Origin of the sequence: Escherichia sp. MOD1-EC5990, from assembly GCF_002965285.1 — a bacterium.
Classification (GTDB): domain Bacteria; phylum Pseudomonadota; class Gammaproteobacteria; order Enterobacterales; family Enterobacteriaceae; genus Escherichia; species Escherichia coli_F.
Genome location: NZ_PTRV01000004.1, coordinates 116111 through 130922, shown reverse-complemented (window position 1 = coordinate 130922; position 14812 = coordinate 116111). Strand labels below are relative to the sequence as shown.

The following is a 14812-nucleotide window of genomic DNA, read 5'->3' as shown; positions in this document are numbered from 1 at the left end:
ATGTCATTAGTAAGATATAATAGTAAAATCATAATAACTGTCGCACTGATATCGTTGCTCTCTGCATGCACCATAGAAAATTCATTAAAGGATACTCAGAATAAAAGAAGTGGCGAATCTCAAGCGATAGTAGATGCAAGACAGTTCTTTAGCGAACACCCGGAATATATATCATCAGCAGAACTAGAGCAGAAACTATATCGCGAATTTGCACAGGTTACGACTGTTCCAGCTTATAAAGAGATGAGTATGTATCAATTGCTTGTCATTTCGCAAGATCGTTTAACACATTAAATAAGAATCTACACGCTTTTTGCGTGTAGATTCTTATAAATTTCCGACGATGATAGATGTTTAATTTTTTTAATTATTGTCTTTATTCTCACTTTTTGTGTCTTCACCTTCTTTGAATTTATCTTCTGAGGGGAGCAGTTCATCTGGAATAGGTTGTCCAGCATTCTCCACATCTTCAAGCCACAGCAGAAGACGCAAGATCTCATCTATATTTTCGAAGCTAACATAATCGTAGCGACGATGGGTAGCATAAATTTTTCGTGCTAATTTTTTATCTGTAATAATTGGTATTCCGATTTCTTTTGCATATTTCCTTACGGCTAATGCAACCTCATTAGTTTCTCTTACAGAAATCAATGGTATAGGTGACAGATGTGGCTTAAAGTATATCCCTATGGCAATGTGCGTAGGGTTAGCAATCATCAGACGGCTATTACTGACATCAGATTTCAATTGCTCTGACAGAATTTCTTGATGGCGTTCTCTGCGTTTAGACTTAATTTCTGGATTTCCTTCTTGTTCCTTGTATTCTCTTTTAACTTCTTGTTTATCCATTTTCATATCTTTCATAAATAAAAAATACTCAGCGATAAAATCAAATATTAGAACAATTATCATACTGCCGAGACAATATAGTATGAGAAGGAATAGCATCTCTCCCCAATCTGATAATAAAGATATGATATCTCCATCAAGAGTTTTAAAAAGCAGTGATTTATGGTTACTCCAAAATACTTTGATCGCCAATGCAAAAAAAATAATATAAAGTATTGCTTTGACAAATTCTTTTACGGTTTTTAAGCCAAATATACGTTTTAAGCCATTTACTGGATTTAATGAATCAAACTTAAACTTAATAGCTTCAGTTGCTAATTGCATTTTACTTTGAAACCATGAGACAAGTATTGTTGTAAACATGCAAACCAGCAAAAAAGGAATGATCGTTTTCAACCAACCTATCCCCATAGCTTTAAAATAGTCCCAAGTATCCGGTTTAGCGTTATGATCAAGGATGTATTCAAGAATCGACATAATATGATGCACATCAAATACATATCCGAGATATAAAGTGCCCACAAGCATTATTACAGAGACTGTTAAGTCTCTACTTTTTAGAATTTGCCCCTTTTTAGAAGCATCCTGGAGTTTCTTTTGTGTTGGCTTTTCAGTTTTATTTGCCATGAAACACTCTATTTATCAATGTATAATTGCAATTGTTCTGGAAAAAAGGATAACGGCATAACTCGTTCAGCCAGTATTGGGCCAAAATAAATAATTAATATTAAAAATGCCAGCGCACTTTTGACAGTCAGTGAGATGGCAAAAGCATTTAGTTGTGAAGCATAGCGTGCCAGCAATCCCAGGACAGCTTCACCGCCCAGCATAACCGCAATCACGGGGCTTGCGTAAACGATAGTATGAGTCATTATATTATTAATATATGAGAATAAAGGCTCTAATTTAGGAAAATTAAAATTTCCTGAAGGCCATAAGTTATAACTTTGCCATAGAGTCTCCAGAATAAAGTTCAATCCACCGTTAGTAAGATAAACTGCTGCAGAGAAAAGGTTAAATAATCTTGCTAATTCCGATGTATCGACACCTGTAGCCGGATCCAAAGTACTACTTAACGTTGCACCACGTTGGTTATCGATAAAGCTGCCTATAGCAAGGAAAATCCAAAATGGGGATGCTAATAAGCAAGCAATAAACAACCCTATGATAATTTCTCTGGCAGCAAACAAAGCGATATCTATTTCATTTAGGGTAGATAATTCATAGTGGTAATGCTGAACTAATGCACATGATACCACTATTATTATTGGATGGCGGACTACTGTTGGTATATTCCCACTGGCGAAAAATGGTAACAAATAGAAAGTTGGTGCCAATCGGCAAAAACCGAGCGCTGTAGCAGCCAGCAGACTATGCAACTGATAGAGTATCGCCTCCCCCATGCTATCCTCTCGCGAATGCTAAATTAAGCATTTCGATACCAAACGAATATAATTTTTCACCATACCATCCGCTCATTAAAAAAAAGCAAATACTTACGCACAATAATTTGACGCCAAATGGCAACGTCTGTTCTTGCAACTGTGTTACCGTTTGAAAAAGCCCTACCAATAAACCAACAAATGTCGCAACTGCAATAGGTCCTGCAGACATAACTAAAATCAGATACAGCGCCCTATTCCCCGCAAAAACAATGTCGTCCATATTTTTTCCTCAGGGATTAATGGATAGGTCAAAATATTGTAAAATGAGTCCTTTCGATAACATTGTCCAACCGTCCATCGCGACAAACAGAATTAATTTTATCGGTGTAGATATGGTTACCGGACTCATCATCATCATACCTAACGTTAACAGAACGCTGGATATAACCAGATCAACTACAACAAAGGGTAAATAGATATAGAAACCTATAATAAATGCACTTTTTATCTCACTCAACGCATATGCCGGGAGTAACGAGAAAATTGAAATATTCTCATCATCGATTATCTCTTCATTGTCTTCAGAACTATTCACCTTCTGAATCTTTTCAAAAAAGCTAACCAACTCCGGCTCAGAATATTTTATCAAATATGATTTATAACCACTCATGCCTGTCTCAACAAAATTAACAACCGACGCTATATTATTGAATGAAAGATTCTCATTCTGACTGTTATTATATATTTCCTTCCCAACCGGCATCATTACAAACATTGACAATAGCAAAGCTACCCCATTAAGTGTCATATTTGATGGCACTTGCTGAAGTCCCAGTGCGTTTCGGACAATAACAAAAACAATCGAGAATTTAATAAAACATGTCCCGGATGCTATTATAAACGGTAATAGTGTAAATAATGATAATATCGCTATCAGCGAAATGCTATTTGACATTATTATTCCCTGATAACCAAGAATGAATTTCTACGCCCAATTTATCATCCACTTCAACAAGTTCGCCATAGCCAGTTAGCGCGCCATTTACACGTATCTCTATATTTTTCTCAGCTTCAGGAAGCAAAGATATAATTCTTTTTGCACAAAGATCGTCTATTTCATATAGATTCATTATTTTCTTTCCAAGAACAAACTCAATTTTTACAGGCAAGTCTTCAAAACTATTAATCTGCTGATAGTCATTTTCATCATTAATCTCGATTTCGCTTTTTTTGATATCAAAGTCATCTGTTTCAAAATCTTCCTCGTACTCAAAATGATCAGCCATTTTTAACTCCTCTGGATAAATCAGATCACAAATCTTTGTATTATAAATAACCGCATAAGCAAAATTATCTGAAATTAATAAAACATCACCAACTTCAATATCAACAATGGTTCTATAACATGTTTTACTAAATCCAATTACAAAATGAATGGGCCAATATAATGTTTTTTTGTCTAGCGTTGGAGCGTTTTCGTATTGGCAGACCGTGACTTTATCTAACCAAACATTTAATTCCCCTGTCCATATTCTTATTAGTGGTTGAGCTGGACTCAATACTCCATCAAATACTTTACCTACACATAAACGATTATATTTTAGTTCAGGATACTTTAGATTTAACGGGGTACTAGATAAACTGAGCCATTCCACTATTAACCTTTCCGTTTCTGGCATTAAAGCCATCCCAGCGAGCTCGGCAGAAATTAAGGGAAATATTTCTCGAAGTAATACCCATCCAGACCAGCTGCCGCTCTCTTCTGCTATCGGTAGCCATTTGGCGCTAAATTCGGGCATTAATAACGCAACATCTTCACCATTTTCTTTCCAGTTTTGAAAAGTGGTTTCAAAGGAATGAGTGTTTCCATTTACTTTTCTCAGACCGAACATTAACTTTCGTCCTTCTGATCGTTTTCGAATTTACCTTCATTTTCTTGCTCATCATGAGGCTGATGTCGTTGCCCTTGTCGTTCATCTTGCTCAGTCAATACCCAACGTTGTGCTGTAACATTATTGTGTTGGGCTTCATGGAGTCTGTCGGAGACAATCGTGTCTGATGGTTTTAGTCGTATCCCTTCACTACTTTCCAGAATCCGAACTGTATGATTCTGTCCCCAACGCTGAAACTGATATGTCAATTCATTTTCGGGTACATTGGCACTATTAACAGAATTATTTATATCATTCTGATTGAGCGTATGAACATTCCTTTGCTTTTCGATATGTTGAGTAAACATGGTTTTGTTATCAGCGAACCTTCTTTCGTTAGTAATATCTAATAAATGGGCCTGCTCTCCATTTTTTTTGTCTCCATCGCGATATTTTTTTTCACGCTCTTTATTATTACTGTGGTTTTTAACCGTGATGTTTTCTGTATGGATACCATTATGGATCCCCCCCTTAAATTGTATCGTTTTATCAGATAGTTCAGAATTAACACCCTGATCTCGTGAAGTCATATTGAGGACTTTCTTTGTAGAAAGTTGCTCTATTCCATTGGTTTGCAAAGAAAAAGATGAATTCCTGTCAACCTGGAGAGACGATTTGTTATCAATAGACTTCATTTGCCCATTCTTTTTCCCAAACGTAGGGAATTGGCTATCCTGAGCCTGACGTAATAACTGGAGAATGGATCCAGCAACAATCTCACTCATTTCTTTATTTTTTTTGTTTTTCTTTAAGAAACTGTCTAAATACGCAGCAGAATTCTCGGATGTGTCTGTGTTTAAATTTTTATAATGTTCAATTTTCTTGACTTCGTCCATTATATTTCTCCTCCTGTTCAAGCTCGTCTTGATAAAGCATCTGATTTAAAAGTTGTTTTTTGATGCGCTTCTTTAGTAGATCGTACTTTTCTCCTTTTAGCCACCAGTGTTTTCTTTGTGCTTGCTGTTGAACTATTTCCTTGTTAAGTATTTTTCGCCGCTCTGCTATTTTTTGCTTTTCAAGATTTATCTCAGCGATCTGCTGCTGAATGACTGCAACTTTACGTAACGAGTAAAATATATCCTGGCGAAATACTACTTCGCCGAGTAACTCCTTCATATCTAACAGTGACTGTAGGTTTTTAAGTTGCATATCATACAGGCGTTCCTTTTCGACTAACTTTTCTTTTTCTGCATTTAACTTTTGTAATGATGCTTCACATGCAGCCAGGCTCTGCGCTGTTCTTCTGATAAGTCGATTAACTTTACTTAACAATTCGTTCAAGCTCTTTTAGCGTTTCACTCATTGGCATTTTTTCATTAACTGACTGTTTTAACCAATTTGTGAGTTTAGGCCGGGCATTCATAGCAAAATCATTTTCAGCATTTTGCCCAGCGCGATATTCCCCTAAATCAATAAACACCTGTAGATCTTCCAAAGTTGTGAGGATCTTCCTTACCCGTGCAGCATTATCTCTGTGTTTTTCATCAGTGACCTGACCAAATACTCGACTCACACTTTTTAGAACATCTATTGCCGGATAATGACCTTGCCCAGCGAGTTTGCGACTTAGATAGATATGGCCATCAAGGATTGAGCGAATTTCATCCCCCAGTGGGTCTGATTCATCCTCCCCCTCCAGTAATACGGTATAAAAGGCAGTAATACTTCCTTTTAGTGTTGGTCCCGGTCTCTCCAGTAAGCGAGGTAAGCTGTCAAAAACAGAAGCAGGATAACCACGTCTGGCAGGTGGTTCACCCGCTGCCAGCTTCATATCGCGTAGTGCTCGTGCATAGCGCGTCATTGAGTCGATAAAAAGTACAACTCTCTTTCCTCGATCTCTAAAATATTCTGCCACGGTTGTCGCCATCAGGGCGGCATTACACCGATCTACTGACGAAAAATCAGAGGTGGCATAAACCAAAACACATTTTGCTGCATTTACTGATTTTTTCAGCGATTCCGCGCATTCCGTAACTTCCCTTCCACGTTCGCCAATCAAGCCAATAACAAACACATCAGCTTCAGTGTTGTTTACAAGCATATGCATTAAAACCGTTTTGCCACAGCCAGCCGATGCGAAAATCCCAACACGTTGACCAATGCCACATGTCAGTACGCCATCAATGACTCTTATCCGTGTCTCTAGTGGTGTATTAATAACTCGACGTTCCTGATACGACGGTGGCAGTTCATCAATCAGGCGTAAATTTCCCCTATCCCCTGGAGTGACCGGGACAAACCTTTCCATAATTTGACCAGAAGCATTCAAAACTGAACCAAGAAAGGCATCACTGATCTGTATGGTTAACTGCTCTCCCGTTGGTTTCAATACTGCAGTACGTGTAAGCCCCACAGAGCTGCCTATAAGGTTTAATAATGTCTTTCCATTGCGAAAGCCAACGACCTGAGCCCTGGCTATACGTTCAATTGCTTGCCAGCTCGCATAAATTTCGCATACTTCGCCCACTGAAACGTCGTCAAGCTCTGCTTCAATCAGCGAGCCGTTTATGCTATGTAAGTAGCTGTATTTATTTAATAGTTTTAATTTTTTCATACCAGCATGCTCCATATCGCAAGACATTATCCTAAATAGTTTTCAGAATATTAACGGGAACATTTTCCGTTAGTTCCCCGTACGAAAGTACTTCGAGGTCTCGATAACTAGATTCAATAAGTTTTTTGATAAAACGACGAATATCCACAGATCCCAGTAAAATAATGTCTTTAATAGGAATATTGATTCCAGAAAGTGCCAGTTTAAAATTATCCAGAATCATCTCAGCTTCGGATGCATCGAGATTAAGAAAAGTACCGCCAGCGGTAGGCCTGACACCATCTCTGATTCTGTCCTCTATTTCAGGCGAAATCACAATTGCTTTAATTTCTCCAGAATATGAAAACTTATGGCAAATGTAGCGACCTAATGCACCTCGTACATGCTCAACGAGTGTAATTATATCTTTCTCTCGTGGGCTCCATAATGCTAAAGCCTCCATAACTAAACGCATATTGCGCACTGAAATTCGCTCCTGGATCAGACGCTGAATTACCTCTGAAATGCGCTGCACGGTTATATATCTTAATATTTCTTTTAATAGATCAGGATACTTCATCTCTAATTGATCAAGAATATATTTGGTTTCTTGTATACCAAAATACTCATTAATATTATGAGCCAGACATACAGATAAATGATTGTACATTTCATCCATGGCCGTGCGTGTATAACAGCCAATTTTTGTTAATTTTTGGGCATCACTTTTTGTAACCCAATAATATTGTTCACCATTACTATTTACGATGACAGGTTTCTTGATCAAAGTCGAAACCACCTCATCTGAATATTCAACCAACAAGACAAGATCATGATAAATTTTAAATTGCGAGGCTCTGACTTCATTTAGCATTAATATGACATCTTCATCATTAAGGCCTTCCCCCTCACGAATGACAATACCGGGAATACGGATACCATACTCAATAAAAAACTGACTACGAATCCTATCAGCAAGATTGATTTCAGTGTATTTTTTAGCCTGTACACTATTCATAATCAAAACCAAGGGTACCGTTTCGGTAATAACCTGATCAAGTTTATTAATAATACCTAATGAAATATCATCATCCTGATTATAGGGTTCCAACCCAACGGTGATATCTCCCTCAACAACCGTTTCTTCAACCCCTTTCTTTTTGAATTTAAAGTAAAAATAAATTCCTAAGATTACTGCCAAACATAAAAACACAAGAAGGGGAAAACCTGGAAGCAACCCAATACTTAGCGCGAGGACACATGTCACAATAATGACAAAAGAATTACTTAATAACTGGGACATTATATTTTGCCCCATATTATCACTATCGCCATTCACGCGCGTTACGATAAACCCTGCGCTAATAGCAATTAATAAAGCTGGAATTTGAGAAACAAGACCATCACCGACGGTAAGAATTGTGTAGACGGTCAACGCTGTCGAGAAATCCATTCCATTTTGGCCTACTCCTACTGATAGCCCACCGATAATATTAACAAAGATAATAATGATGTTTGCAATAGCATCACCTTTGATAAATTTCATCGCACCATCAAAGGAACCATACAGCTGACTCTCTCGCTCTAATACGCTACGACGTTCTTTTGCTAAATCTGCATCAATGATCCCGGCGCGTAGATCGGCGTCAATACTCATTTGTTTACCTGGCATACCGTCAAGCGAAAAGCGGGCAGCAACTTCAGCCACACGTTCCGAACCTTTAGTAATCACGATAAACTGAACAATAGTAACAATGGAGAAAATAACGAAACCAACTACCAGGCTATCTCCAATAACGAATTCACCAAAACTCGTTATAATTTCTCCGGCGTCCGCCTCAAGAAGTATAAGTCGACTGGTACTGATCGCCAGCGCCAAACGAAATAACGTTGTGATGAGGAGAATTGATGGGAATGAAGAAAAACTTAAGATCCTATCAACATAGAATGATCCTAAAAACACAAGTATTGCCAATGTTAAGTTCAGCCCAATCAAAAAATCGATTAAGTAAGTGGGCAATGGAATTATGAGCATGGCGATAATCATCACCATTAATCCAAGAATTATTAATTCTGGATGACTCCTTAACCCTATCAAAACTTTGTTAAACATTGAACATTACCTTCTTCCATGGTTTTTTATTTTGTTTTTTATTACTGTTTTGTGTATCAAAGAGCTCTACTGCAAATGTTACTTTTATTGCCTGTTTACAACACTCCCTAATCTCTAATAATTGTTCATTATTAATAAAAAGTGAAAATGGAAGATTTTTACATCCGCTGTAAATCGCCTTCAGGAGTAACGTTTTGTCTTTATAATTAGCATCTGCGGGTAGGGTTACCAGTGCATTTTTCAGGAGTTCCTCTGCAGTCTCAGGAAATTTTATTAACGATATCAGAAAAAATATCCAGTAATCTTCTGCGCTAATAAATTTTTTAATTATTGGGTTATTCATTAAAGTTTTCAGAAATAAAGCCTCTGCCGACTGAAGAGACAATAGTTGTGACAACTTATTGAGAAACATACCAAATTCCAATGATGAACAACTCGCATCAAGTGCATTTATATCTGAGAAAAGCGTCTCTTTGATAAATTTTGTCACTAGCATTCTATTTTGATAGCCATAACTACCAATCCATTCTACATAAGTATCTACAGCATCGTCTTCTGCCATTAAAAATTGTCGATAACTTGCCCTTAGTAATTTTGGATTTAATGACAACGCCTGGCCAAATAACTTTGCTTTTAATGCCGAGTTAATGCCACTATTAATGAATTTTTTAGTAGTCTCTTGATTAACTTTTCTAAATAATGCTTCAGCGTTTAGCCGAACATTTTCAGATATTTGTTTTTTACGTAAAATTGCACGTAATACAACCACCAGATCGCTTTCATCTGGAAATAATTTTTTAGCAAAGCTATACACTTCATAGTCATGGGTAGTTGCTGCCTTAAGCGCCTCCATGACTTTATCGGTTTTTTCTATTGGCTGATCTTCCAGGACATATTCTTCTCCGTCCAGAAAGTTAGCCAGTTGTTCTTCGTAGATTTTTTTCTTCATAAACTGCGTTAACGCTGCTGACATCTCGTCAGTAGCTTGTAAGAATCGAGCTTCTTTACCGGCGGGATCATCTCCCATTTTAGGCATTTCAGCTTCAATATCTTCATTATCTTCTGTGATAATGTCCTCTAAGCGAGAAACTTCTCTGGCTCTTTCTAATACACCGACATGCTCTACATGAATCGCCATTTCACTATCCTCCGACGACTTCACGATTCAGGTAAGTTTTTATCCATTTCTGCAGTAATTCATCGTTGATTTCTTTATTTTTTGCCATTTGCTGTGTTATTGCTCTGGCGTCAACCGCAGCCTCATTCGCATTATTCATCATGCGCTCATCGATCTCTCTTGGCTCAATAAGAAAGACACGAACGATGTTATTCGCATTTGTTCCTTCATATCCAAATAATTTACCAATAAATGGAATACTGCCTAATATTGGTATCTTGCGACTTTCATAGGTATTCGTATCTCGTGTATATCCACCAATCAAAAGACTTTTCCCTTGAGGCACGCGCGCAATAGTACTTATAAGCGTTCTACCAACCTGAGGCAGATCATCAACATTGGTCTTGTCGGAATTGATTTCATTGCCATCTTCAATATTCAAGAGTAATTCAATTTGATTTCGCGAAGCAAATCGTGGTAGCACGCTAATCATCGTACCATAGGTTACTTCATCCAACTCCGCAGTACGCTCGCCGACTAATTTAGTATAGAAAGTACGGTTATTATCAAATATAGCAGGAATATTCTCCTGTGTTAAAACGACAGGACGAGCAACAACGGCGGCTCTTCTTTTTTGTGCAAGTGCCTGTATTGTTGCAATAAACTGTGTCCCATCCAGGGTACTAATTGAACCTGAATTATTAAATGATGCACTTAGGCTGGATCCAATTTTTATCGTGCCCGACCAGTCAGCTCCTAACTGTTCTAGATCAGTCTTATCAATATCTATTATCCATAAAGATAATTCAATATGTCGCTTTGGAATATCGAGCGTAGCTACTAACTTCTCGATAAAATCAACCTGAGATACTGTTCCTTTAACAAGTAAACTGTTGGTATCTGGATATGCAATAATTTGTATATCGTCAGTCTCTGGCGCTCCAGCTGTCGATATTATTTTCTCTACTTGTAGGTCATCATCTTCTTCAGCACCAGGAAAAGGAGGCATACGTGATACGTTTTTTAGTTGTTGACGACTTGAAATTTCAGAAAGTACGTTAACCCCAGTGCTTTGCTTAATGTTATTATTTAACAACGTCGATAGTACTTTTGCCATGCCAGGAATAACTATCTTTTCGCCACGTAATTCATAAGTCCGGTCATTAACGAATGTGTTGACCAGGTGAATAATACCTACTTTATTGCGTCCGATCTCAATGCCATCACTGTTTTGCTCCATTAATTTTGCAGCATTAACGACCAGGTCAACATAAACCGGTGGCCCCGATACATAGAAAGTACCATTGCCGCCCCCTTTAATTTCATAACGAGAGTTATACAGACCCGATTTTTTTAAAAAATTATTAAACTCATTCGTCGATACCTTTCTCAGATTAATCAGCGCATTACGCATCTCTGATGAGTCATAGATATAAATAGCTTTGCCATCATCGTACCAAATAAGTCCCATCTGCGCCGACAGGCGTTCAATCAAGGCATAGGGTTCGGTTAAATCAAAATTTCCGCTGATCTGTTTCTTCATGGCAAGCTTACTTACTATTGTAGGCTTACCCGCATATGATGAAACCGTTTCAAAAAAACTACGTAGATTTTCTTTATTTGCTACGTATCCATTCGCTGCTGCGGCATATGCACCAGGAGTCAATAATCCATTAAAAATGCATAAGGCTGAAATTAATATAATAGTAATACGTAATTTTATTTTCATAACTTTTTACATAGTTCTCTCGGTGTTTTTCCTAATCGGCTTTTTACTTCGGCTGAAAAGTGTGATGAGGATGAGTAGCCATATTTATGCGCAATAGTTGTCATATCACTGTTTCCTTCAATGATTTCCAACACGGCTCTGGCAACTCTCCAGCCACATAATTCCGTTTTAACTTTACCACCCAATGCATAACTACATAAACGGCGAAAATGTGAATACGATACGCCGTAAAGCTCACCAAGATCATAGAGTGAAGTCTGTATGAGCGATTGCGATAATAAATAGCGAACCAGTTTATAGCATTCTGTTTTTCTTAGATGCTGAAACAGAATTTCATTAATATTATCGCTGCTCAGATAAGTGGCTAAAAACCAGGCTTCACTTGCAACTTTACTGAATAGCACAACTTCTGATGCAAAGGGCAAGGCATCAGCAAACAAGTCATGGTGTTCCCTTTCCACACTCCCCGTTGATTCATCTATAAAAGCTAATAATTTACTCAGGATATCAATGCGAAGTGGATGATAAATTACTTTCCCTGCAGTTACCTCAATTTGGCTTCGGTCAATGAGCAGTAATATGTCTTCCACTACCATTAATTTTTGATGGTTATTACCAATCGTAATAACAAGGGTTACATCCTTGTTTTCATTTCCCCGTAAGAACCACATTTCAGGGTCCAGTAGGGTTAACTTCTGTCCTTGAAGCAAAACATTCATTGGAAGTAACAGCCCTTCTTCAATCATGTTTCATCTCCTTATTCCATATTCTCATTCTCCATAAACTTGCAATAAAAACATGATTAAAAAGTGATGATTCCTATTTATAAAATAATGATTTTGTTATGAGCGAATAGCTATCAGCCACTTACAGTAGTAAGTCATCCTGTCCATATACAGAATTGCAACTGTTGATATGTTTTACTTAAACATACCCCGTATTTCTTATAACACTTGTTTGGTGACTATTTTCAATAAAAATCATATTTGTTAGTTACACATTAACGCACTGCGAGTGTTTTGTTACTCCCCGCATATATTTTATTCTCTTTTTCGATTCTATTTTTCTTAATCGTTCATATAATTTTCTTGTTAGTCGGATTTACGAATTATGATACTTATGATGGATGGAATGAGGCTAAGCGGCCAGGTCAACCCTGTAATTACTGCAGCAAACAACCGATATGTTACTTTTTCTTCCGAGAAGATAAATATTAAGGTCGATGTCACAACCAGACCTATCAGGTAAGCTAACAGTAATTTATTGATCACTTTTACCTCCCTTACGATTTCTCTTTGAGCGGTCCTTTTAATCCAGGACCGCCTCATTATGAAAACTATTTAATTCCCTCATCATTGATAAGGTTGGACATTTCTTTCAACATAAGAGTCATTGAGGCTTTCGACCAGTTTAGAGGAATGATAGGGCTTGGCGCTTCATGCAAAGTTCCTGACTTGTGGATATAGTTATAGCTTTCGGGAAGTGCCATTTCAGGTACGCTCCTGCCATTTGCACCAATCATATTCTCGCCTGTTATTTGGGCCAATGATCTATTCATAAATTGCACTGAGTCATTCAAATATTCTTCTTTTCTTGATTCTTTATAAACAATTGCTGCTGATTTTGCATACCATGAGTCAAAAAAACATTCTGCTTCTGTTGATGGAATGAAGCTCTTTTCTCTTTTCGCATGTGAATTTTCATCAGTATCAGTTTTAATATCATTGAACCAAAAATTTGCCGACTGATAATTATCCTTCTCGTATCTTTTTATACCATACGGACCTGCTAGTTTTTTAACTATTTTTAAAACTTGCTCTTTTCTTCTGGTATTTATCTTTGAAAGATTTGCAGGATAAATAACATTAAGTAAGGCCGCATCAGCTTCTCTGTAATGTTTATCTTTTTCCAGATAACCAGGAGATTCTCCCCCTAAATCAAGCTGTAGCGTTATTCTTTCATAACCTTTATCTATGAGGTGGTTCAACCTCGTTGTTGAAAGTGGTTCATCCAGTTCATTGGCTTTAGCTTCGCGTAGTAAATCAGAGATAAAAACAGAGTCTTTCTTCGAGAGTAGGTTTGACAAACGTTCCAGTCCAGAGGTCACCAGTGCAACGGAAGATGTGTTTAATCGGGCATCTTCCTCCCACGCTCCGGAATCTTCCATAACATAGAAATTGGCTTTATCCAGATAAGCAATCAGCAGCGCAACCGATTTTAATCGGTCACCTTTTTGCCAATCTTCAGCGTTAATAGTACCAGTGTCGATTGCTTGTATAAGGAGATCAAGATAAAGACCTAACGCATCATTTTGTTTATGGTTCCACAGCTGCGGCTTGCCTTCTTCCTGCACATCTGCCATCACGGGGGAGTTGCTGTCAAATCGGATATGCACAGCATTCATTTGCCCAGGAATACCATCCAGTCGTTTTGGGTTGCTAATGACGTCCTGCATCCGCTTAATCTGGTCGGGCGTAGACATATAATCCCACAGAGTGAGCAGAACCTTTTTTGCGGCTACACTATTTCCCTGATCTGATACTAATGCCATATAGCCCCATAAACTATCCCTCAGCCAGACAGCATCATAGTGGGTTTCTGCCGCTGTTTTGTCATCTTCGAAAGTAGAAGCAAGAATAAACGTTCCCCAGGGTTTCTCCGTCAACGTTAACTTTCGTGTGTTTTCTGTTAATGTTAGCAATCCTTGAATTTCGTCTTTGGTATAGTGGCTCTTTATTTCATTTTGTAATTTGGCTGAGTGAATCAGAAGACGATATTTAGGATACTTATCTGGATTTAACGATAAATAACTTTTATCTGTTGCTGCCCCCGTGGAATTAAGAATGTTAAATACAGATTCACTCGTCACTTCTGCCCCTGTCGCCTGGCATGTGCCGCACGAAAATATACCAGCGAGCAGAAGAGTTAATGCAGATTTCCCTTTCATAAAATATTCCATCTATCGTTTGTTAAAAGCGTAGATAACCACTTATTTAACAACTTGAAAATAAGGTATTTTACCTGGGTTGTTACAAAAGGATTGCATTGCGTAAACGCTTTTTATTTACAAAAAAATGGGGAAGTGTTACAGCGATTGCGAAAAGTCTGAAGCAATTGAATTAAGATAATATAGAAAATCAGATACAGCAAAAATG

Annotated in this window: 14 protein-coding genes and 2 pseudogenes; 1 reads left to right on the top strand and 15 read right to left on the bottom strand. The window is 37.7% G+C overall.

All coding sequences use genetic code 11. The features are described 5' to 3' along the window. Complete coding sequence (locus tag BEB42_RS06330) at positions 1 to 294, top strand: invasion protein (protein ID WP_097336265.1); 294 nt, start codon at positions 1 to 3, stop codon at positions 292 to 294. Positions 295 to 363: 69 nt separating this feature from the next. On the opposite strand, the gene BEB42_RS06325 is transcribed toward BEB42_RS06330, so the two are convergent. The 15 genes and pseudogenes from BEB42_RS06325 to BEB42_RS06260 all read right to left on the bottom strand — a co-directional run bounded on the left by BEB42_RS06325 (position 364) and on the right by BEB42_RS06260 (position 14604). Next, on the bottom strand, positions 364 to 1476 hold the full coding sequence (locus BEB42_RS06325) for an EscU/YscU/HrcU family type III secretion system export apparatus switch protein (RefSeq protein WP_105267234.1): 1113 nt from the start codon (positions 1474 to 1476) through the stop codon (positions 364 to 366). Positions 1477 to 1484: 8 nt separating this feature from the next. Beyond that, positions 1485 to 2252, bottom strand: coding sequence for a type III secretion system export apparatus subunit SctT (sctT, locus tag BEB42_RS06320; RefSeq protein WP_000503296.1), 768 nt, complete (start codon positions 2250 to 2252; stop codon positions 1485 to 1487). 1 nt (position 2253) lies between these two features. Beyond that, the gene (locus BEB42_RS06315) at positions 2254 to 2514 is read right to left on the bottom strand and encodes an EscS/YscS/HrcS family type III secretion system export apparatus protein (RefSeq protein WP_000341004.1); all 261 of its coding nucleotides are present in this window, start codon (positions 2512 to 2514) and stop codon (positions 2254 to 2256) included. A gap of 9 nt (positions 2515 to 2523) precedes the next feature. Beyond that, the gene (locus BEB42_RS06310) at positions 2524 to 3189 is read right to left on the bottom strand and encodes an EscR/YscR/HrcR family type III secretion system export apparatus protein (RefSeq protein WP_105267233.1); all 666 of its coding nucleotides are present in this window, start codon (positions 3187 to 3189) and stop codon (positions 2524 to 2526) included. After that, positions 3179 to 4166 (bottom strand): annotated as a pseudogene (locus BEB42_RS06305) (YscQ/HrcQ family type III secretion apparatus protein). Before BEB42_RS06305 ends, BEB42_RS06310 begins: the two are co-directional and overlap by 11 nt. Then, the gene (locus BEB42_RS26670) at positions 4126 to 4473 is read right to left on the bottom strand and encodes a SpaN/EivJ family type III secretion system needle length determinant (RefSeq protein ID WP_236930386.1); all 348 of its coding nucleotides are present in this window, start codon (positions 4471 to 4473) and stop codon (positions 4126 to 4128) included. The pseudogene BEB42_RS06305 and the gene BEB42_RS26670 overlap by 41 nt, the downstream one beginning before the upstream one ends. 297 nt (positions 4474 to 4770) lie before the next feature. Continuing rightward, positions 4771 to 5001: pseudogene (locus BEB42_RS26665) on the bottom strand (type III secretion system needle length determinant, SpaN/EivJ family); the annotation flags it as partial. After that, entirely contained in the window at positions 4979 to 5437 is a 459-nt protein-coding gene (locus BEB42_RS06295) for a type III secretion protein (RefSeq protein ID WP_001354951.1), read from the bottom strand. The gene BEB42_RS06295 and the pseudogene BEB42_RS26665, both read right to left, overlap by 23 nt. Beyond that, positions 5427 to 6719 carry a type III secretion system ATPase SctN gene (sctN, locus tag BEB42_RS06290; protein ID WP_000734306.1) on the bottom strand — a complete coding sequence of 431 codons (1293 nt, stop codon included), beginning with the start codon at positions 6717 to 6719 and terminating at the stop codon, positions 5427 to 5429. Before sctN ends, BEB42_RS06295 begins: the two co-directional genes overlap by 11 nt. A gap of 31 nt (positions 6720 to 6750) precedes the next feature. After that, entirely contained in the window at positions 6751 to 8811 is a 2061-nt protein-coding gene (locus BEB42_RS06285) for an EscV/YscV/HrcV family type III secretion system export apparatus protein (RefSeq protein WP_000482504.1), read from the bottom strand. Continuing rightward, complete coding sequence (locus BEB42_RS06280; RefSeq protein ID WP_105267231.1) at positions 8804 to 9949, bottom strand: YopN/LcrE/InvE/MxiC type III secretion system gatekeeper; 1146 nt, start codon at positions 9947 to 9949, stop codon at positions 8804 to 8806. The genes BEB42_RS06285 and BEB42_RS06280 overlap by 8 nt, the downstream gene beginning before the upstream one ends. Before the next feature lie 4 nt (positions 9950 to 9953). After that, positions 9954 to 11657: a type III secretion system outer membrane ring subunit SctC gene (sctC, locus tag BEB42_RS06275; RefSeq protein ID WP_000694676.1), complete on the bottom strand. Its 1704-nt coding sequence runs from the start codon at positions 11655 to 11657 to the stop codon at positions 9954 to 9956. Further along, entirely contained in the window at positions 11654 to 12403 is a 750-nt protein-coding gene (eivF, locus tag BEB42_RS06270) for a type III secretion system transcriptional regulator EivF (RefSeq protein ID WP_000568778.1), read from the bottom strand. Before eivF ends, sctC begins: the two co-directional genes overlap by 4 nt. A gap of 345 nt (positions 12404 to 12748) precedes the next feature. After that, on the bottom strand, positions 12749 to 12928 hold the full coding sequence (locus tag BEB42_RS06265; RefSeq protein ID WP_001352966.1) for a GhoT/OrtT family toxin: 180 nt from the start codon (positions 12926 to 12928) through the stop codon (positions 12749 to 12751). A gap of 65 nt (positions 12929 to 12993) precedes the next feature. After that, the gene (locus tag BEB42_RS06260) at positions 12994 to 14604 is read right to left on the bottom strand and encodes a glycoside hydrolase family 15 protein (protein ID WP_123058297.1); all 1611 of its coding nucleotides are present in this window, start codon (positions 14602 to 14604) and stop codon (positions 12994 to 12996) included. Positions 14605 to 14812: the final 208 nt, after the last annotated feature.